The 19159-nt window shown below is 62.8% G+C and carries 19 protein-coding genes; 15 read left to right on the top strand and 4 right to left on the bottom strand.

What is annotated here, in order from left to right:
* The first annotated feature begins 4 nt into the window (after window positions 1-4).
* Window positions 5-928, top strand: coding sequence for a formimidoylglutamase (gene hutG, locus ACQ66J_RS08245; protein WP_430431225.1), 924 nt, complete (start codon window positions 5-7; stop codon window positions 926-928).
* On the opposite strand, the gene ACQ66J_RS08250 is transcribed toward hutG, so the two are convergent.
* Window positions 914-2956, bottom strand: coding sequence for an ATP-binding protein (locus ACQ66J_RS08250; RefSeq protein ID WP_430431226.1), 2043 nt, complete (start codon window positions 2954-2956; stop codon window positions 914-916). The genes hutG and ACQ66J_RS08250 overlap by 15 nt on opposite strands.
* Before the next feature lie 90 nt (window positions 2957-3046).
* On the opposite strand from ACQ66J_RS08250, the gene ACQ66J_RS08255 reads away from it, so the two are divergent.
* Entirely contained in the window at window positions 3047-4411 is a 1365-nt protein-coding gene (locus ACQ66J_RS08255; RefSeq protein WP_430431227.1) for a dicarboxylate/amino acid:cation symporter, read from the top strand.
* Here the strand turns inward: ACQ66J_RS08255 and ACQ66J_RS08260 are convergent.
* Both ACQ66J_RS08260 and ACQ66J_RS08265 read right to left on the bottom strand, forming a co-directional pair.
* Complete coding sequence (locus ACQ66J_RS08260; protein WP_430431228.1) at window positions 4406-4870, bottom strand: N-acetyltransferase family protein; 465 nt, start codon at window positions 4868-4870, stop codon at window positions 4406-4408. The two genes, ACQ66J_RS08255 and ACQ66J_RS08260, sit on opposite strands and share 6 nt — an antisense overlap.
* The gene (locus ACQ66J_RS08265) at window positions 4867-5463 is read right to left on the bottom strand and encodes a TetR/AcrR family transcriptional regulator (protein WP_430431229.1); all 597 of its coding nucleotides are present in this window, start codon (window positions 5461-5463) and stop codon (window positions 4867-4869) included. The genes ACQ66J_RS08260 and ACQ66J_RS08265 overlap by 4 nt, the downstream gene beginning before the upstream one ends.
* Window positions 5464-5585: 122 nt before the next feature.
* Between ACQ66J_RS08265 and ACQ66J_RS08270 the strand changes: the two genes are divergently transcribed.
* The 8 genes from ACQ66J_RS08270 (at window position 5586) to ACQ66J_RS08305 (ending at window position 13161) form a co-directional block, all read left to right on the top strand.
* Window positions 5586-6455 carry an NmrA family NAD(P)-binding protein gene (locus ACQ66J_RS08270; RefSeq protein ID WP_430431230.1) on the top strand — a complete coding sequence of 290 codons (870 nt, stop codon included), beginning with the start codon at window positions 5586-5588 and terminating at the stop codon, window positions 6453-6455.
* Between the two features lie 19 nt (window positions 6456-6474).
* Entirely contained in the window at window positions 6475-6945 is a 471-nt protein-coding gene (locus ACQ66J_RS08275) for a DUF1772 domain-containing protein (RefSeq protein ID WP_430431231.1), read from the top strand.
* Window positions 6946-7011: 66 nt separating this feature from the next.
* Window positions 7012-7905: a LysR family transcriptional regulator gene (locus tag ACQ66J_RS08280; RefSeq protein ID WP_430431232.1), complete on the top strand. Its 894-nt coding sequence runs from the start codon at window positions 7012-7014 to the stop codon at window positions 7903-7905.
* A gap of 103 nt (window positions 7906-8008) precedes the next feature.
* Entirely contained in the window at window positions 8009-8608 is a 600-nt protein-coding gene (locus ACQ66J_RS08285) for a flavodoxin family protein (RefSeq protein ID WP_430431233.1), read from the top strand.
* A 38-nt stretch (window positions 8609-8646) separates the two neighbouring features.
* Window positions 8647-9636 carry a cyclase family protein gene (locus ACQ66J_RS08290; protein ID WP_430431234.1) on the top strand — a complete coding sequence of 330 codons (990 nt, stop codon included), beginning with the start codon at window positions 8647-8649 and terminating at the stop codon, window positions 9634-9636.
* Window positions 9637-9650: 14 nt separating this feature from the next.
* The gene (locus tag ACQ66J_RS08295; protein WP_430431235.1) at window positions 9651-10517 is read left to right on the top strand and encodes an EamA family transporter; all 867 of its coding nucleotides are present in this window, start codon (window positions 9651-9653) and stop codon (window positions 10515-10517) included.
* A gap of 103 nt (window positions 10518-10620) precedes the next feature.
* Entirely contained in the window at window positions 10621-12063 is a 1443-nt protein-coding gene (locus tag ACQ66J_RS08300; protein WP_430431236.1) for an amidohydrolase family protein, read from the top strand.
* A gap of 69 nt (window positions 12064-12132) precedes the next feature.
* A complete protein-coding gene (locus ACQ66J_RS08305) occupies window positions 12133-13161 on the top strand; it encodes a GlxA family transcriptional regulator (protein ID WP_430431237.1) in 1029 nt (342 codons plus the stop codon).
* A gap of 7 nt (window positions 13162-13168) precedes the next feature.
* Here ACQ66J_RS08305 and ACQ66J_RS08310 read toward each other — a convergent pair whose 3' ends face one another.
* The gene (locus tag ACQ66J_RS08310; RefSeq protein WP_273143845.1) at window positions 13169-13489 is read right to left on the bottom strand and encodes a winged helix-turn-helix transcriptional regulator; all 321 of its coding nucleotides are present in this window, start codon (window positions 13487-13489) and stop codon (window positions 13169-13171) included.
* Window positions 13490-13676: 187 nt separating this feature from the next.
* Here ACQ66J_RS08310 and ACQ66J_RS08315 point away from each other — a divergent pair, with 187 nt between their 5' ends.
* The 5 genes from ACQ66J_RS08315 to ACQ66J_RS08335 all read left to right on the top strand — a co-directional run bounded on the left by ACQ66J_RS08315 (window position 13677) and on the right by ACQ66J_RS08335 (window position 19145).
* On the top strand, window positions 13677-14120 hold the full coding sequence (locus tag ACQ66J_RS08315) for a hypothetical protein (protein ID WP_430431238.1): 444 nt from the start codon (window positions 13677-13679) through the stop codon (window positions 14118-14120).
* Window positions 14121-14161: 41 nt separating this feature from the next.
* A complete protein-coding gene (locus ACQ66J_RS08320) occupies window positions 14162-14584 on the top strand; it encodes a glycine zipper family protein (RefSeq protein WP_375547583.1) in 423 nt (140 codons plus the stop codon).
* 138 nt (window positions 14585-14722) lie between these two features.
* Window positions 14723-15385, top strand: a complete 663-nt coding sequence (gene rpe / locus ACQ66J_RS08325; RefSeq protein WP_430431239.1) for a ribulose-phosphate 3-epimerase — start codon at window positions 14723-14725, stop codon at window positions 15383-15385.
* 7 nt (window positions 15386-15392) lie between these two features.
* The gene (locus tag ACQ66J_RS08330) at window positions 15393-17141 is read left to right on the top strand and encodes a heparinase II/III family protein (protein ID WP_430431240.1); all 1749 of its coding nucleotides are present in this window, start codon (window positions 15393-15395) and stop codon (window positions 17139-17141) included.
* Window positions 17142-17195: 54 nt separating this feature from the next.
* A complete protein-coding gene (locus ACQ66J_RS08335) occupies window positions 17196-19145 on the top strand; it encodes a polysaccharide biosynthesis protein (protein WP_375547580.1) in 1950 nt (649 codons plus the stop codon).
* Window positions 19146-19159: the final 14 nt, after the last annotated feature.

Below are 19159 nucleotides of genomic sequence, written 5' to 3' on the forward strand. Positions count from 1 at the left end.
TTGCATGAGCGTCACCCGCACCCAAGCGCCAGAGTGGACGGGTCGGTTGGACCCTGAGGACGGATCCGATGCGATCCGTCTGCATCAGCTTGTGACACCGGACGCCAAGCGCGCCGTCATCGGGTTTGCATGTGACGCAGGCGTGAAGCGCAACAAGGGACGGGTCGGCGCCAAGGACGGCCCTGCCGCCCTCAGGCAGGCGCTTGCGAATCTCGCAGCGCCTCAGAACGCCCTGGCGTTCTCAGACCTCGGCGATGTGGTGGTGACGGGTGATGCGCTGGAAGCGGGGCAAGACACCCTCGCCAACGCGATCGCTGACGCGCTCAGCCTTCATGACCGGCTGGTGGTCTTAGGCGGCGGGCATGAAACCGCCTTCGCGTCCTATCAGGGCTTGCGCAAGCGCTATCGAGACGCGCGGATCGGCATTCTCAATCTGGACGCTCATCTGGATCTGCGTTTACCGGGCGAAGCGGGCGGCTCGTCCGGAACGCCCTTCGCACAAATCCGGGCGCTTGATCCTGAACGGTTTGACTATCTGTGCGTGGGCTATGCGCAAGAGGCGAATACCCAGGCTTTGTTCAAGCGCGCGCAAGACTGGGGCGTCGGGCTGGTGCGGGATCATGATCTGATCGCGGATCCGCTGGCGGCGAATAGAGCCATATCCGAGCTGATCGCGCGTAATGATCGGGTGTATCTGACGATAGATATTGATGTGCTCAGCCATTGTCAGGCGCCGGGCGTCAGCGCGCCCGCGGCGCGGGGCGTGCCGCTGGCGACGATTGAACAGATTGTGGGCTTTGTCCTCGAAAGAGCGGGCGACCGTCTGGCGCTTGCCGATCTGGTGGAGCTTTGCCCCGCTTATGATCAGGACGGGGTGACGGCGAAGACCGCCGCTTTATTGGCGCGCCGCTTGTTAATGAGCGTGTGAGCGTTGCGTGTGAAGCACGAGCCTTGCAGTTTGCGTGATCTCTTGAATGTCGTATGGCTTCAAAAAAATATGCGACACGCCCAGATCCTGAACGCGCTTGCACGTGCGCGCGGTGGCGTCGGCTGTGACAGCAATGACCGCGGGGCTTTTTCGCCCGGATTGGAGCCAGATTGTCTCGATGGCTTCATCCCCCGACATGAGCGGCATATGGATGTCCATCATGATCAAGTCGGGTTGCCAAAGTTTTGTTTTTTCTATTGCTTCCAGGCCAGAATGCGCCCGTTCAATGCTGTAGCCGTCTTGTTCCAGCGCCGCTTTGAGGACTTCGTAATTGCTCAGCTTGTCCTCGGCGATCAGGATTTTGAGGGGCGGACCCGATGAAATCGTAGCGTGCGTCAAGGGGCGGGGCGTGCGCACTTTGGCTCTCCGATTGGATTGGCTCGCCTGAGGCAGCGGCCATTCGAACCAGAACGCCGCGCCTTCGCCGGGCCGGGACGTAACACCGATGGACCCCCCAGCCAGCTCCACAAGCTCTTTACTGATCGCGAGACCGAGACCAACGCCATCATGGCGTTTGCACTCAGATTCATCCACCTGACTGAATCTGCGGAAAATGTGCTCGTGTTCCTCAGCCGCCAGACCCGGTCCTGTGTCGCAGACTTCGAATCTCATCTGATCACCAGGACCGCTTCTCACGCTCAATGACACTTCACCGGAGTCGGTGAACTTGATGGCGTTGCCCAGCAGGTTGATCAGAACCTGCTGCAGTCTTTTCGCGTCGCCCAGTCGCATGACAGAAGGCTCTTTGGTCCAGTCTAGATTGAACGTGAGTCCCTTCTGGGCGGCCGATAGTTCAGTTATGGAGGCTGTGGTCAGAATGAGTTCATCAAGCTGGAAGAGGGTTTGCTCCAGTCCCAACTCACCCGCTTCAATCCTTGAAATATCGAGGATGTCGTCGATCAACACTTTCAGGATCTGACCGGATTCTTGCAAGATTTCGACATGCTTGCGCTGCACGCCTTGAAGTTCAGGGCTGCGCTTGAGCAGCTGGCTCATCCCCAGCATACCGTTCAGCGGTGTGCGGATTTCATGGCTCATATTGGCGAGGAACCGGGATTTGGCCTGATTGGCGGCGTCGGCGGCCTTGCTGGCGCTTTCCGCCTTAGCCTGCAAATCCTCTGCGCGCTTGAGCGCTTGTTCCAGCATCAGGGCGTGTTTCTTGGTTTCGGTAATATCCTGGAACACGCCAGCCAGTTTGATCGTCACGCCATCTTCTTGATAAGCGATTCCGCTGGCGCGCACCCAGATGCGTCGCCCCTTTGCGGTGATCAACGGGGCTTCAAAGTCCCAGCCAGTCCCTTGATCAATGCCTCGCTGAACGACCTCGGCGACCATGTCACGCGCTTCGGGGGCATAGAAATTGATGGCGTCTTCAAGCGCAGGCGTGAAGCCGGGCTCCACGTCGTGGATTCGGCAGGTCTGATCATCCCAACGCGCGCACATCGCCTGCAGGTCGACTTCCCAGCCGCCAATGCCGGCGATCTCGGCCACCTGCGCCAGACGGTCCCGAGAATTTTGAAGTTCTTCTTGAATTTCAACGCGTTCGTTGACTTCAAAGGCAAAGAAATAGATCAGCGAATCTTCACCCAATGACGAATGCCACTCAATCGAGGTGTAGCCCCCATCTGAGCGGCGATAGCGATTGACGAAGTGACAGACGGCTTGGCCGCTTGCCAGGGCTTGAACGGCCAGCAAGGTGTCAGCGATATCCTCAGGATGCACAAAGTCGAGAAAGCTCAGGCCTTCAAGGTCAGCGTGGTCATAGCCCAGAACTTCAGACCAACGGGGGTTGAGAGAGACGAAATGGCCATCAAGCGAGGCTGTCCCTATCAATCCCGGTGCATGTTCGATCAGTCTGTTCAGGTCCATCAACTTCATCCTGCACGGGTGAGCCACAGCTTGAGGTGGAATAGGTAAAAGCGTTCCTAAGCATTCGTGTGAGACGGTGTGAACGCGAGCGATGATCATGCGAGAAGTCATGTCCAGATTGCGAGGCGGGACCTGCTAGGCGCACGCGACGGAACCCGCTAATGAAGAAGGGGAGTTAGAGGGTCGCTCATGAATGTTCGGCGCAATTTGCGGGTGCGCGATATCCGAGGCCTGATCGAATCGCGCCTGTGGGCGCAGATTCTTGTGGCCATGGTCATGGGCGTCGGCGTCGGATTGCTGCTCTCGCCGCAGACTGAAGGACCGCTCTCGCTGGAGCCCGCAGCGGCGGAGCATCTGGCGGAATGGCTGCGCCTGCCGGGTCAGATCTTCCTCAACGTCATCCAGATGGTGGTCATCCCGCTGATCATCAGCTCGATCATTCTGGGCCTGACATCGGCGGGAGATCCGGCGTTTCTGCGCAAGGTGGGATTTCGCATCGCGCCGTATTTTGTCGGCACGACCACCCTTGCTGTGATGTTGGGCGCCGCCGTAGCGACTTTGATCAAGCCAGGCCGATATATTGACGGTGAGCGCTTTTCAGACGCCGCGATGACCGAAGCAGGCGGGACTGGCGAGGCGCTTCTGGAGGCGCCTTCCGAATTGATGTCGGCGCCCGCACAGATCGCCAATCTGGTGCCCGCCAACATTGATAACGCCATGCTGACCGGCAACATGCTGCAGATCGTGGTCTACGCCTTGTTCATTGGCGTAGCGATGTCGATCATCGGGCCGGACCGGTCCGAACCGCTCAGCCGCCTGCTGCAGACCGTTCAGGAAGTGGCGATGAAGATCATCGGCTGGGCCATGCGCCTGGCGCCCATCGCCGTACTGGGCTTGATCTCTGATTTCGTCATCCGGGCCGGATTCGACGCCTTGATCGGCTTGTCGGCCTATATCGTCTCGGTTCTGATCGGGCTCGCCGCCTTGCTCGCCTGCTATCTTGTGATCGTGCTGGTGCTGGGACGCCGCATTCCATTTGCGTTCGCTGGCAAGATCGTCGATGCGCAGCTTTTGGCGTTCTCGACCTCCAGCTCGGCGGCGACCATGCCGCTCTCACTGCGGGTCGCCGAAGACAGGCTCAAGGTTTCGCCGCCGATCGCGCGCTTCGTCATTCCGCTGGGCGCGACTGTGAATATGGACGGCACGGCGCTTTATCAGGTGGTGGCGGCCCTGTTCATCGCCCAGCTGTTCGGCGTGGACCTTAGCGTCGCGCAGTTCGCGCTGCTGGTGATCACCGTGGTGGGCGCCAGCATCGGCAGCCCGTCGACACCGGGCGTGGGCATCATCATCCTCGCCACCATCCTGCAAGGCATGGGCATCCCGGCTGCGGGCGTAGCGATCTTGCTGGGTGTGGACCGCATTCTCGACATGTGCCGGACGGCGGTGAACGTCACTGGCGATCTCACCGCCTGCGTGGTGATGGACCGCTGGCTTGAGGATGTGAAAGAAGATCCGTTGCCTGAACCTGCGCGAACGAATGCGTCCGCGTCATAGAGCGAGCTTCAGCCCTTCATGGCTGCTAACGAAGCCCAAGCTTTCGTAAAACCTCAAAGCGTCTGTGCGCGTCTTGTCAGAGGTCAGTTGCACCAGTCCGCAGTGTTTGATGCGGCATTGCTCGATCGCCCACTCAATCATGGTGCGGCCCAGCCCGTCGCCCCGTCGTCGCCGGGCGATGCGAACGCTTTCGATCTGACCGCGCCACATCCCCAGGCGCGATAGACCTGGGATGAAACTGATCTGCAGGCATCCCGCCACGCCCGCATCGTCTTCCAGTATGGCGAGGAGCTGGTTGGGATCGGACTGGATGGCGTCAAACGCGGACAGATAGGCCGGATCAGTGGGTGTGCTGACACGCTCTCGGCTCTGCCCAAGGTCATCATCGGCGAGCAGAGCGATGATCGCTTCGAGATCGTCGCGTCTGGCGCGACGAAAGGTGAGAGCATCAGACGTCATGATGCGGCCTCCTGTGAACACAGATAGCTGCGGGTCAGCGCTTTCATGTGATGCAGATACTTCGCTTGCGGCCAGCCGCAGCTTTGAGTCAGCGCTTCCCAATTACGTACGGACAACAAAGCCCAAAGCAGCTCCGCCGCCGTTTGGGCGTTCAGTTCGGGGCGCAGATCGCCATCTGCTGCGAGGGCGTTGATCGCCGCGTCGCAGCCCTGACGCATGGCGGTCATGCGATCAGTCCAGGCCAGGTCCGCCGCCTCATCGCCGGGGGCCATCGCCATCAGAGCGCGTCCCACGGGATAAATGACCGGGATGTATCCGCCCCAGGCCTCGATATAGGCGTCCAGCCTTTCAAGGCCGGATTTGGCGGCGCGGCTGGGCGCCAGCCGGGCCGCCACATCCTCCACCTCGTCAATGTGGCGCGTCAGGGCGATCAAAAGCTCCGCCCGCGTTTTGAAGTGCAGATACACCGCCTGTCGGCTGAGCCCGGCGGCTTTGGCGATGTCGCTCATCCGGGTCGAGCCGCCGTCATCGCTGATGAGCAGCGTGTGACAGGCGTCCAGGATTTTTGTGCGGGTGTCCGGTGCGTCGGCCATTGCGGCGACTCCGTCAGCTGAAAGATTGGGGCACATTTGATTGCGCTTGACATCGTGTCAAGAGACGCCTACTTGACGCAGTGTAAAGTTTACATCGCGTCAAGTGACGCCAGGAGCATGACATGGCTATTTTCAACGCAGTCCGCCGTGCGTTCACGCGCACCTCTCCCATTCTGGTCACGGGCGCGACCGGCAAGACCGGCGCCCGCGTGGCGCAAGTGCTGGCCGCGCAGGGCCACCCCATCCGTCTGGGCTCGCGGCGGGCGGACATTCCCTTTGACTGGAACCAGCCTGACACTTGGCCTGAGGCGCTGGACGGGGTGAAGGCGGTCTACATCGCTTATGCGCCGGATCTGGCGGTCCCCGGCGCCGTCTCGACGATCACGCGGTTTGTGGACGCCGCGGCGAAGCAGGGCGTGCAACGCCTGGTTCTGTTGTCGGGCCGCGGGGAAGCTGAAGCGCAGGCGTGTGAGCGGATCGTGCTCAATAGCGGGCTGGAAGCGAGCGTGGTGCGCGCCAGCTGGTTCAATCAGAATTTCTCTGAAGGCGCATTCGTCGACATGGTGCGCGCCGGTCAACTCACACTGCCCGCTGGCGATACGCCTGAGCCCTTCGTGGACGCCGATGATATCGCCGAGGTGGCGGTTGCGGCTCTGACCCAGCCTGGCCATGACGGCGAGATCTATGAGGTCACGGGTCCTCGCTTGATGACGTTCAAGGATGTGGCCGCAGCTCTGTCAGACGCCACGGGCCGGACCATAGACTTCGTTGAGATCCCTCATGGGGCCTTTCTGGACGGTGCAAAAGCAGCCGGAGCGCCGTCAGATGTGGTGTGGTTGATGGATTACTTGTTCACCACGGTCTTTGACGGCCGCAACGCGCATGTCAGCGACGGTGTGCAGCGGGCGCTGGGTCGCCCCGCCACGGATTTCGAAACTTACGCCCGCAAGACCGCCGCCCGCGGTGTCTGGTTGGCGGCGGAGCAGGTCTAGAGCGATGCTGGAGGTGGAGATGACTGTGTATGGTATCTTGCTCGCGGGGCTGGTTCTGGCGACAGGCCTGACCGCTGGCGTGTTCCTGGCGTTTTCAGATTTCATCATGCGCGGCCTGTCTCAGGCCGCGCCCGGCGCCGGCGCGGCTGGCATGATCGGTCTGAACCGGACGGTGTTGCGATCAGTCTTTCTGACCAGCTTTTTCCTCATCATCCCGTTTGCGGCCGGGCTTGCCTGGTGGGCGCCGGATGCGGCGCCGACAGCTGTTCGTTGGCTTATCGGTCTGGGCGTGGGCGTTTACGCCGTGCTGGTCTTCGGCATTACGCTTTTGGCGAATGTGCCGATGAACAAGGCGCTTGAAGCCAGTGGCGGTGCGGAAGATGTCTGGCAACGTTATCAGCGCGTCTGGACCGCCTGGAACCATATCCGCACCCTGGGGACGACATTGAGCTTTGCCGCCTTCTTGACGGCTTTGACGATGCTGACTTGAGTGCATCATCAAGTATGGGCGATCATCCAGGCTCACGATTGAGGCGCATCTAGCAGGGGCGGAGCCATGGACCGTTTACTGACGCTGGAGGTTTTCCGGCGGGTGGTCGAATGTAACGGCTTCAGCGCGGCTGCGCGGGATCTGGGCGTCTCAAACGCTGCGGTCAGCAAGGCGGTCAAAGATCTCGAAGCCCGGCTAGGCGTGCAGTTGATCGTGCGCACCACCCGCTCTCTGAACCTTACCGATTCGGGCGCGGCCTATTATCAGCAGGCTTGCGCTGTGCTGGATGCGCTGGCGGAAGCTGACGAGCAGGTGCGCGCCGAAGCCACGAGCCCGCGCGGGCGGCTGAAAGTGTCAGCGCCAATGTCGATGGGATTAACGACCCTGTCTGACGCCTTGCCAGACTTCTGTCGTCAGTACACGGACATTTTGCTCGACCTGCATATGAGCGACGAAGTTGTAGACCTGGTGAGCGGAGGGTTCGATCTGGCGATCCGAGGAGGATTATTGCAGGATTCCAGCCTGAAAGCGCGCAAATTGCTCGATCTCGACAGGATTGTCTGTGCGGCGCCGAGCTATCTGGAAGCTCGGGGGCATCCTGCATCACCTCAGGATCTGAGCGCGCATGACGCTTTGGTTTTTGCCGGGTCAGACGCGCCGGAAACCTGGCCGCTGTTCAGCGCCGACGGCATGCAAGCTGTCTCGGTCAAGCCAAGACTGCGCATCAACAATTCGATCGCGCTCAAGTCCGCTGCGATGCAAGGGCTGGGTCTTGCACTTCTGCCCAATGTTTATGTGCGTGAGGAGATTGCATCCGGCGCCCTGGTCGACGCTGTGCCGGGGTGGCGCGGTGAAGCGCAGGCGCTATACGCCGTCTATCCTGAACAGCGCGAGGTCTCTCGCAAGGTGAGGGTCTTCCTCGACTTCCTGGTCGAGCATTTCAGGACACTGCAGGCCTGAGATTCATATTTCACGAAACGTGAAATATGAATCAACAGAATCCCTAATTATTTCACTTTTGGCGATCAGTAAGATTCGACCCGTTATCACACGGGAGAGCGCCATGCGCACGCAAATCGCCATCGCCTATCACACCGGCTACGGCCATACCCGCGTTCTCGCGGAGGCCGTCGCTCAAGGGGTTGAGCGCCAGTCTGGCGCGCGGGCCGAGCTGATCGACGTCACTGACATGAACGCTGAGCGCTGGGCTGTGCTCGCGGCTTCAGACGCGATCATTTTTGGCTCGCCAACCTATATGGGCGCGGTCTCGGGGCCGTTTAAAACCTTCATGGACCAGACCTCCGCCATCTGGCTGGCGCGGGGTTGGGCGGACAAGCTGGCGGCGGGTTTCACCGTCTCCAGTTCGCAAGCGGGCGACAAGTTCGCCACGCTCAGCCAGCTCGCTACGCTGGCGGCCCAGCACGGCATGTTGTGGGTGAGCCTCAACCAGTTGCCCGGCAATAACAGTTCGACCGCCAGTGTGGACGATCTCAATCGTATCGGCGGATCGCTGGGCGCCATGGCCCAGGCCAATAATGACCAAGGACCGGATCTCGCCCCGCCCGCCGCGGATCGCGAGACCGCGGCCAGGCTCGGCGCCCGCGTCGCAGAGCTGGCGCAGCGTATGGCCGTAGGTCGCGCGAAGATCGCAGAGCCTGCCTGAGGCGGTTGCATTCAATTATTCAGTTTACGGAGAATACTATGACACGCCTGTCATCGGCGCTGATCGGCGCTGCTTTATCCGCAGTCTTGTGCGCCGTTGCATCTGCGCAATCGGACCTCCCTGAAGTCGGCGTGAGCCCTTGGGGGGCAGACGATGAGATCGGACGGCTCAACCTGATGACGCCGACCAGCCAGGCCGCCATTCTGGGCCGGATCTCGGGCGCGGCGCCCTATGATCTGTCTGTGGAGTATTTCATCGGCATGCCCAGCTGGCAGGCCGCCGGCGACCCGCACTACCGGATCTGGATGACCCACACCCCGCACGGTACGGGCGTGGATGACCCGCTGGGGGTGGGCCACGCCATGAACGACCATGTCAGCTACACGGGCGCGGTGGTGTCGATGTACACCCATACCGGCACCCATATCGACGCCCTGGTCCATTTCGGACTGAACGCGCAAGTGTGGAACGGCTTCACGGCTGAAGAGCATCTTGGCGATCGCGGCTGGCGTGTGGGTGGAGCTGAGGCGTTGCCGCCCATCGTGGCGCGCGGCGTGTTGATTGACCTGCCGGCGTTTCTTGAGGTTGATCAGCTTGCTGACGGTCACCGGATCAGCCGGGGCGAGCTGGTCGGCGCATTGGCCGCTCAGAACGTGACTTTGGCGGACGGCGATGTGGTTCTGATCCGCACCGGCCGCATGCAGGTATATGAAGACGCCCAAGCATACATGCAGAACCCGCCCGGGCTTGGCATGGAGGCCGCCCGCTTCCTGATTGAGGAGGCCGGGGCCATGGTCGTCGGCGCCGACAATCTCAGCTTTGAAGCGTTCCCCAGTGAGGACCCGGCCAATTATGTGCCGGTGCATACCTATCTGCTGGCGCAACAAGGCGCGCCGATCCTCGAGCTCGTGTTCCTGGAAGCGTTGGCGCGCGATCAGGTCTATGAGTTCGCCTTTATTGGCGGTGGTTTGCGCCTGCGCGGGGCTGACGCCGCGCCGATGCGCCCGCTCGCCTTCCCGCTGCGCTAGGGGAGGAGCCCGTCATGCCACGCCTGTTTGACCTGACCCTGACCGGGCTCGCGCCCATGGTCTGGGGGACGACCTATATCGTCACCACCGAGATGCTGCCCGCGGGCTATCCTCTGACCCTGGCCGTCTTGCGCGCTTTGCCCGCCGGTCTGCTGTTGCTGGTCGCCCTGCGCCGGTTGCCGGTCGGGCGGCAATGGGGCGAGGCGGCGGTGCTGGGGGCGGTCAATTTCGCCATTTTCTGGGCCTGCTTGTTCGTCGCCGCCTATCGCTTGCCCGGCGGCGTGGCGGCGACAATGGGCTCGCTACAGGCGCTGATCGTCATTGGACTGGCGCGGGTGGTGCTGGACCAGCCGGTGCGGCGTCTGGCGGTGATGGGCGGGATCACGGGCGTGCTGGGCGTGGCGTGCCTGGTCCTGGGGCCAGCCGCCGGTCTTGATCCTCTCGGCGTCGCCGCGGGGCTAGGCGGCGCAGTGTCGATGGCGACAGGCACAGTATTGAGCCGGAAATGGCGGCGCGACACCCCGCTCCTGACCTTCACCGCCTGGCAACTGGCTGCCGGGGGGATGCTGCTTCTGCCGTTCGCTTGGTTCCTTGAGCCGCCATTGCCGCCCCTTGATCGTGAAGCGATTGCGGGCTTGCTCTGGCTTGGCCTCATCGGAGCGGCGCTGACCTATGGTCTATGGTTTCGCGGCGTTCAGCGTCTTGATCCTGCTGCGGTGTCCACGCTCGGCTTTCTCAGCCCTCTCACGGCGGTGCTGATCGGTTGGGTGCTCCTGGGCCAAAGCCTCAGCCTGGTTCAGATGGCGGGCGTGGCTCTGGTGCTGGGCGGGGTTTGGGCCGGAGGGCGGTCTGCGCCCTTGCGCGCGCGATTGAGCGACTAGGCCCGGCGCGTTCGGCGGAGCTTTCAGCAAGAATGTCCGAATCTGAACTATCGTTTCACGCGCCTGCGCTCCAGACTGGTCGGGTATCAGGCGGGAGAGCGAGATGCGGATTGTCTTCGGGGTGCTGGTTGGTCTGGGCGTTCTCGCCGGACTGATCTGGGTGATCGCGTTTCGTTGGCCGGCTGAGATGTCGGGCCGTGAGCCGGCGCCCGCCATCCTCATTGAAAATGCGCGTCTTGTCTCCATGGTCGCTGGCGAGCCTGACGCGCTTGAGGCTCAGGATATTCTGGTGATCGACGGCGTCATCGCTGACCGCGCGCCTCATAGCGCTCTGGATGGCGATCCGCGCCTTGAAGGCGCTGAGCGCATTGACGCCGCGGGCCGCACCCTGTTGCCCGGGCTGATCGACGCCCATGTGCATGTCTGGGATATGCCGGAGCTGGCCGGGTATCTCGCCCATGGCGTCACTAGCGTGCGCAATGTCGCCGGCCTGCCGGTTCATTTGCGCTGGGCGGACAGGATCGAGGACGGCGCCCTTCTGGGGCCGACGCTTCTGACCACTGGGCCGATTTTGAACTCGCCCGGCCCGAACGCCCAGCAGAACCATGTTCTGGTGATGACCGGTGAGGAGGCGCGCGCCGCAGTCCGTCGCCAGCACCAGCAGGGCTACCGGCATCTGAAAGTGTATTCAAACCTGACCGAAGACGCTTATTTGGGGATTCTGGAGGAAGCGCGCGCTCTGGGGCTGACGGTGTCGGGCCATACGCCCGAAGGTGTGCGCGAGCCGGGCATTCCTCTGGAGCGCGATTTTCTGATCCCTTTCACGAGCGTGCTCGATGACGGGTTTCTGACCATTGAGCATACCGAATCCATCGTCTGGCACGGCCTGCGCGACCGTCTGAACGCGGACCGCATGGAGGTTCTGGCGGGCGAGATGGCCCAAGCCGGCGTTGTCGTGACGCCCACCTTGATCGCCCACGACAATCTGGTGCGGGTGGCGGAAACCGGCGGCGCCTATCTGGAGCGTCCTGGGGTGGAGACCCTTAACCCGCTCTATGTGCGCATCGATGCGGATGTGTACGCGTATTGGGCGCGTCAGGACCCGGCCGTTCGCGAAGAAGCGCGGCGTCAGTTCTATCGTCAGGCCACCGATATGATGCATGACGCGGGCGTGACGCTCATCGCTGGCACCGATGCGGGCATCTTCACCAATCTTCCAGGCCGGTCGATGACGCGTGAACTTGAATTGCTGGTGATGTCGGGGTTGAGCCCGCATGCGGCGCTGCAGACCGCGACCGCCAATGGCGCACAGGTTCTGGGGCTGACCGATCGCGGCCGGATCGCGCCGGGATTGCGCGCTGACCTGGTGCTGGTCAGCGGCGACCCGCTCAGTGACGTGTCCGTGGTCGAGTTCCCCGACGCTGTCATGGTGAACGGGGTCTGGCTTGATCGCGCCGATCTTGACGATCTGGAGCGTGCTGCGGGCAAGGGCTCGCTCTTGCGCAGCGTTTTGAACGTCCTGCCGATCTTGCTGGGCCGGCAATAGGAGCGGTTTGGCGGAATCTGCGTGTTTGCAGGCTTTCCGAATTCCGCGTTCCCGGCGCACTATCAGCCCATGACACGCGCCGCTCACCCCCCGCTCGCTGATACGCCGCTCCTTCATGTGGTGATGGTCGCTTATCCCGACGCCCATGTGCTGGACATCACCGGTCCCATGGAGGTGCTCTCCGGGGTCAAACTGTTCCGGGATGGCGGCGTGGGCGGGTATGAGCTGACCCTGGTCGCTTCTGAGACAAGTCCGATCCGGACCACATCGGGCCTGTCTCTGGTCCCCGATATGACCTTCGAGCAGGCGCGCGCCAGTGGTTTGCCCATTGATGTCCTGATGATCGCCGGCGGACATGGAACCCAGGCCGCGCTCAAGGATCGACGGTTGATGGAATTTGTGGCCTGGGCGGATCAGCAGGCCGCGCGCGTGATTTCGATCTGCACCGGCGCTTTCATCCTGGCGGAGCTGGGGCGTCTGGACGGCAAGCGCGCCTCAACCCATTGGTGGTGGTGCCCCGTGATGGCGAAACGCTATCCCGAGGTCGAGCTGGACGCGGATGCGATCTATGTGCGCGACGGCAAATACTGGACCTCGGCCGGGGTGACGTCGGGCATGGATCTGGCCCTGGCGCTTGTCGAAGCGGACTGGGGGCACGACATGGCGCTCAAGGTGGCGCGCTATAACGTCATGTACATGATGCGTCCGGGCGGTCAGGCGCAGTTCAGCGCTCAGCTGGTCGCTCAGCAGGTTGATGACGGCCCGATCAACCGTACGCTTGAGCACATCCTCTCAAATCTTACCGATGAGCTGAACGTGGCCGAGCTCGCCACATTGGCCTGCATGTCCGAGCGCAGCTTCGCGCGCAAGTTCAAGCGTGAGACGGGGGAGACGCCCGCCGCTTATGTGGAGCAGGCCCGCCTTCAGGATGCGCGGGTGCGGCTCGAGCAGTCTGACGACACGATTGACGTCATTGCGCTCAAATCAGGCTTTGGCGCCGCCGAGCGTATGCGCCGGGCGTTTCACAAGCATCTGGGGGTGACCGTGCGGTCCTACCGGGAGCGCTTCCGCCCGAACCGCGCGGGAGCGGACGCGTAAGATGAGGTCACAGCTCATGGCCGTGCGCGACGCGGATTTCCGCCCAGCTGTTGGACCAGTCACGCAAGGCGTACAAAACCGGCCCCAGCTCTTCAAGGAGCGCGGTGGGTTTGTAGCCTTCGTCCGTGCTTTCCAGCAGCAGCGTGTCTTTCAAAAGCGCCAGACGCTGATTGAGCACGGTGGGCGAAATCTCATCGCACTGGGCGCGCAGCTCGCGAAAGGTCAGCGGGCCGTTGCGCAGCTCCCAGATAATGCGCAGCACCCATTTCTGACCCAGCACATCAAACAGGGCCAGGACGGGCCGCGAGGTTTCAGTCAGTTTCGCCACAATTTTACCTCGAAAGGGTCACTTGCGCTACGGAATGCGTAGCGATAAATATTGCTACACAATACGTAGCAGCGGGCGCCCGAATCTGAAGGGCGAGCTTTCAGGGGGCTCTCCCTGAACTGGTTGGTCAACCCTTCCGCCTGAACACCGGAAAACCGGGAGGGCGGAGACTACAGGAGACGCCGAGATGGCGCACAGTATCGTCAGGACGATCGTCCCGATATTGCCCAAGGGCGCAGCCGCCTTGAGGGCTGCAGGGTTCGCCTTGCTGTTTTTGACCCTGACCCTGGCGATGATGATCCCTGGAGGGCCGCTGGTGCTGCGAGATTACACCTATCTCGAGGGAGTCTGGGCGACTGGTTTCGTGCCGTTCTTGCTGGTCGCCACATTGCTGGCGGCGGCGTCCGGCACGGGGCTGATTTGCAGACAGGGGTGGGCGGTGGTGCTGAGCCTGTGTGTTGCAGCGGCGTATCTCACCCTGCTTGGGGTCCATGTGCATCATGGATGGGCGCAGGCCGAAACGGCGCTGCATCAGGCGATCAGCCTTGTTGAGAGTTTTGACGCATTACCCGCCTTCGCGGTGGTGGTGCTTGTCATCAGAGGGCGGATGTCCAACGCGGACGCCGCTTAACAACCCGGCCCGACAGGGGGCCATGCTTCAGGAGAGACAGAATGAAACGCAGTTTGACTGCGCGCACGGCTTTGTGCGCGTTGCGGGGCGGGTGCGCCCTGTTGGCGGGGGGCGTTGCGGCGCTGGCGCTGGGAGCCTGTGCGGGCGGCGGCGCGGATTACGCGCCGGTTGTGGATGGCCCCCGCTCGGTCGCTTACCAGGCGGATCTGCAGGCCTGTCAGGCCCTGGCCCGTGAACGCGCCTTGATGAACGCGGATACGCGAACCGATATGGCCATTGGCGCAGGGATCGGCGCGCTTGCCGGACTTGCTGATGACGATGTCACCGATACCGAAGGCGCCTTGGCGGGCGCCCTTGTGGGTGCAGCCGTCGGCGGGATGAGCGGGGCGCTCGAAACGCGCGACGAACGCCGCCAGATGGTTGTGGATTGCTTGCGTCTGCGCGGGCATCGCGCCATCGGGTAACACCCGCAGCGGCTCTGGAGGGCGGGATGGGATCTCGTCTTCCAGAGCTGTCTCGTCAGATAGACCAAACTGCCGCAAGCGCGGGGAAAACGGACGGCGCATCTTGCTCATCCAGCGGGCCGCTGATACGCAATCAGCATGGCCCATTCCGCGATTATTTCCCCTTCGATTCTCTCGGCTGATTTCGCCCGCCTTGGGGAGGAAGTCAAAACCGTTGACGCCGCTGGCGCCGACTGGATCCATATTGATGTGATGGATGGGCATTTCGTGCCGAACCTGACCATTGGCCCGGCGGTGGTGAAAGCCCTGCGGCCCTGGTCTGAAAAGCCCTTCGACGTGCATTTGATGATCTCGCCGGTGGACGCCTACATCGCCGATTTCGTCGACGCCGGGGCGGACATGATCACGGCGCATCCCGAAGCGGGACCGCATTTTCACCGCACCGTCCAATCGATCAAGACCCACGGTGTGAAAGCAGGGGCTGCGCTCAACCCCGGCACGTCACTGGATTGCATCGACTTTGTGCTGGACGAGCTCGATCTGGTCTTGATCATGAGCGTCAATCCCGGTTTTGGCGGGCAGAGCTTTCTCAGCTCCCAGCTGCGCAAGATCGACACGCTTCGAAAGACCATTGATCGTCGCGGCCTGGACACGATGATTGAGGTGGATGGCGGGGTGAACCCGCAAACGGCGCAGCAATGCCTGGCCGCCGGTGCGGACGCGCTGGTCGCCGGGTCGGCGGTGTTTAAAGGCGGCCCGGACGCCTACGCCCAGAACATCGCCGCCTTGCGGGGCGCATGAGGCTTTGATGAAACGCCAGGCCAAGACCCGCGAACTCGCCGCCGCCCTGGCGTTGCGCGGTCGTCGGGAGCTGTCAGATCTTCTCAATGCAGCGCCGCCCTACCGCATGCTGACGCAGAACCAGCGAGCGCCTGAGAGTTTGAGCAAGCCCCCCCGAGTGTTCGTCAAAGGCGATAAGGCCTATGGCGCGGCTTTGCTGGGCGGCCGTTTCGCCCTGGCTGGCGAGATCGTGGAAATCCCTGAACAGGACTCTGTCTGGGATCGCACAGCGCCCTCCAAACGCTTCGCAGAAAGCCTGCACCGTTTTGATTGGCTCGCTGACCTTTTGGCGGTCGAGGACCCGGAAGCGCCGCTGATGGCGCGCCGGCTGGCCGATGACTGGCTGACACGCTTTGGCAAGTGGAACTGGTTCAGCTGGGAGCCGCATATTCTGGAAGGGCGTTTGTGGGCCTGGATGATGGTGAGCGACACGCTCTTCTCCACAGACGACGCGCACACGCCCAAACGGCTCAAATCCGCGGTTCGCCAGACATTGCGGCTATCGCGCTGTCTATCCTTGATGCCGCAGGACAAAGCGCGGCTCTTTGCGGCGATCACTTTGCGGCTGGCCGTGCTGACGCTGGATATGCCGGCGGGGCTGCAAGCGCGGGCGCAAGCGGCGCTGGATCATGAACTGGCCGCGCAACTCTTGCCTGATGGCGGTCACGCCAGCCGCAATCCGCGGGTCACTGCGGATGTTCTGATCGCCCTTGTCGTGCTGGATCAGGCCGCGGACGCGCGCAGCGTCGCTTTGTCCGATGAAGTCAATCGCGCCATGGACCGGGCGGCGGCCTTCATCCGGTTTTGCCGTTTGCCGGGCGGTGGATTGTCTGTGTTTCATGGCGGCGACGAAGGCGATTCCCGAGCCATTGAAACCGCGCTCAAGCATGTGGGCGGCGGCGAGGGGCGCGGCTTCAATGTAGCGCCGCACAGCGGGTTTAACCGCGTGCAAGCCGGCGGCGCCGTATTGATCATGGATTCTGCGGGTCCGCCCACAGGGCCGCACTCCGCTGATGTGCACGCGAGCGCGCTGGCGTTTGAGTTCGCCGCGCCGGGTGGTCGGCTTGTGGTCAATTGCGGCTGGTCTGAGGATCAGCCGCGCACCTGGCGTGAAGCGGTGCGCGCAACGGCGGCGCATTCAGTGCTGACGCTGGAAGAAACCTCCTCGACGCGGCTTCTGTCGCAAGGCTGGCGGCGATCACTTTTGGGGCCGCGCGTCGCTTCGGGACCGGAGCCGGTGAAAGCCCGGCGGAATGAAGAAGATTTGGGCGTCTGGCTGGAAGCCAGCCATGAAGGCTATCGGCGCGAGTTCGGATTGTCGTTGCGTCGACGGCTGTTCCTGGCGTCCGACGGCGGAGATCTGCGCGGTGAGGACAGCCTGTTCAGACCTGTCGAGGACGGGGCGCCGGACAATCCCGAACTGCGCTATCGCTTCTCCATCCGCTTTCATCTGCATCCCAGCGTTCGCGCGTCACTTTCAAGGGATTCCTTGAGCGCACTTCTGGTTGCGGGTAATGGTGATGGATGGCGGTTCCGGACCGATGGCGGCCCGGTGCGTCTGGAGCGGTCCGTCTACCTGGCGGCCGGGGGGAAGCCCGAACGTTCGACTCAGCTTGTCGTTTCGGGCGAGGCCGAGCCGTATGGCGGCGGCGAGCGCCCTCCCAACCGGGTCAGATGGGCGTTTCAGCGTTTGGGTCGCGTGGGGGCGGCGGGTTAAACATGACGGGCGGATCACGGATCGAATTCGCTGTCGGAGGGGGGAGCCGGCGATATGAGCGATAAACCCGAAGAGGCGGTTCAGTCGCCGTCCGCCATGAAGGGCGTGGCGCTGACCACCAGCCTGGTGCTGCTCTATGATACGCTGGCGGCGGCGGGCGCCATGTTCGCCAGCCTCGTCATCCGGTATCACTTTTCTCAGTACAATGAACCGCCGGGCGCGCTGGAATACTTGGCGACGGCCGTGTTCGCCCCGATCAGCGCCGCCGTGTTCCTGGGGCTCGGCGTGCACAGGGGGCTGTGGCGTCATATGTCCATGCCGGACCTGTTGCCGATCATTCAGGCGGTCCTGCTGTCACACCTGATCTTCTTGCCCGTCTTCTTCGTGATGAACCGGCTGGAGGATTTTCCGCGCTCGACCTTCGCGCTGTCCGCGCCCTTATTGGTCTTTTTGCTGGTCGCGCCGCGGGTGGCGGCGGCGGCCTGGCGTTCGGGCGATTTGCGGTCGCTGGTCCAGCGCGGCGATGAAAGCGCGCCCATGGCGGTGCTTGTCGGCGCCCGCGAGCATTTGGCGGATGTTCTCAAGGCGCATCTGCGGCGCGCATCCGGTCCGAGCTTCCGGTTTCGCGCGCTTGTGGAGACCGAAGGCCAAGCGGGCGGTCGGGCGCTGTACGGAATTCCAATCGAAGGCGGGCCTGACAAGCTGACGCGTGCAGTGTTGCGGGTGAAGCGCCTGGCGGGCGATGGCGCGGTGCGCATCGTGCTGGCTGATCCGATGCCTGATGCGACCTTGGTCAATGAAGTGGCGCGCGTCGCAGGACGCACGGGTGTTCAGTTGAGCCGCGCCCGAGGCGGCAATGGCGCGCGGGGGTTCACCTCGGTTGAGGCGTCAGACCTTCTGGCCCGTCCGCCGCGCGCGCTGTCGCGCGATGGCGCGCGGCGATTGATTGCGGGCAAACGGGTTCTGGTCACCGGTGCGGGGGGAACGATCGGGTCCGAACTGGTTCGGCAGGCGGCGGCTCTGGGGCCGGAGCGTCTGATCTTGCTCGATTCCGCCGAACCCAATCTCTACGAAATCGATATGGTCTTGCAGACCATGAAGGACGCTCCCAGCTGGCGCTCGGTTCTGGGCGACATCAAGGACCGCAAAGGCCTTGATGTGTTGATGGCCGAGGAGCGCCCCGAAGTGGTGCTGCACGCCGCTGCGCTCAAGCATGTGCCTTTGATGGAGGGCAATGTCTCTGAGACCGTCCGCACCAATCTGATGGGCACCCGCAACGTGGTGGAATCCGCCGCCGAAGCGGAGGTGGAGGCCGTGGTCTCGATCTCGACCGACAAGGCGGTGGACCCCAGCTCGATCATGGGCGCCAGCAAGCGCGCGGTGGAGCTGTATCTGGCCGCCGCCGCCGACAAGGTCGAGCCCATGAAGCTCGCCTCCGTGCGGTTTGGCAATGTGCTGGGATCGGCGGGCTCGGTAGTGCCTTTGTTTGAGCGCCAGATCGCCGAAGGCGGTCCGGTCACGGTCACCGACAGCGACACCACACGGTATTTCATGACCGTTGAAGAAGCCGCAGGCCTGGTTCTGGAAGCTGGCGCCCAGGCGGGCGCGGTCGGATTGTCGGGCGGCGATATCTTTTTGCTGGATATGGGCGAACCGGTGCTGATTTCACGATTGGCGCGGCAATTGATCAGGTTGCGCGGGCTGGAGCCTGAGCGCGATGTGAAGATCGTCTTCACCGGCTTGCGCCCCGGTGAAAAGCTGCACGAAGCGCTGACCCACGCCTTTGAGAGCGTGTCGCCGGCCGGACCGCCAGGGGTGATGCGCATAGAAACGCCGAATCTGGATCTGACTCGCGTGGACTCAGCCCTGGAGCAATTGATCGCCGCGGCGCAACGCCGTGATGACGATCAGGTGCGAAACCGGCTTAATCTGGTGATCGAAGCCGGCTGGCCCGAGGGTGTCGCGGCGATCAGTCAGACGCTTCCCGCCGCGCGTGACGCGTGATAATGGGGCCGTCT

This window comes from Oceanicaulis sp. (assembly GCF_965284345.1).
GTDB classification, from domain to species: domain Bacteria; phylum Pseudomonadota; class Alphaproteobacteria; order Caulobacterales; family Maricaulaceae; genus Oceanicaulis; species Oceanicaulis alexandrii_A.